Below are 794 nucleotides of genomic sequence, written 5' to 3' on the forward strand. Positions count from 1 at the left end.
GCGGCCGCGCCGTCAGGCGCCTCCCACAGCCCCGACACGCTCGAGGCGCCGCCCGGCGACTCGACCGGGATCCGGACGGGTTCGGCGGTCACCGCTCTTCGCGCGGCGCCTCGGGGCCGTCGCCTCGCTGCTCACCGGCGACAGGATCAGCGTCGGCGGACCCGGTGCCGGCCGACTCGTCCGGATGGGCCTGCGGCGTGGGCGGAACGATGCGTTCCCCGTAGCGCGGCGGCTCGTCCGACGCGGGCGCGGAGCTCGGGGCGGCGGGACGCGGGGTCGACGGCGCCGCGCTGCCGGGTGCCACCCGTTCGCCGTACTGCGGCGGAGCATCGTCCACCGAGACGGGCGGGCGCGCGACCACCGTGCGCGCGGTGCCCGTGGGGCCGAGCACTCCGCGAGCCTTGTGGAGGCTGGGGGCGGCAACGCAGACGTCGTAGTGGTCTGCGGTGACCTGCATGACGGACGCGAAGTCCCGTCGACGGCGGATGATCGAGTAGGTGCCGAGGCTCAGGAGCATTCCGAGCGCCATGCCCACGAGCAGCACGCCGAGGAAGGTTGCGACCTGCGCCGTGGGCTGACCGAGCACGAAGATGAAGGCGAAGAGCAGACCGATCATCAGACCGTTCAGCGCCCCGGATCGCGCCGCCGTGGCGTATCCGAGACGGCCCGTGATGCGTTCGACGGATCGGAGCCCGGTCCCCACGATCGCGATGTCGCGCGCGGGTACCTCGCCGGCGATGAGGGAGGACACGGCCTTCTGGGCCTGCTCGTACGTCGGGAACGACGCGACCTTC

1 protein-coding gene is annotated in these 794 nt (G+C 73.4%); it reads right to left on the minus strand.

The genetic code is table 11. The annotated features are described in order from the left end of the window. Positions 1 to 88 precede the first annotated feature (88 nt). Positions 89 to 794 (minus strand): general stress protein (locus NS283_RS17765; RefSeq protein WP_058598174.1); only part of this gene is annotated, 706 nt, incomplete at its 5' end.

Source organism: Microbacterium testaceum, from assembly GCF_001476285.1.
Taxonomy (GTDB): domain Bacteria; phylum Actinomycetota; class Actinomycetes; order Actinomycetales; family Microbacteriaceae; genus Microbacterium; species Microbacterium testaceum_B.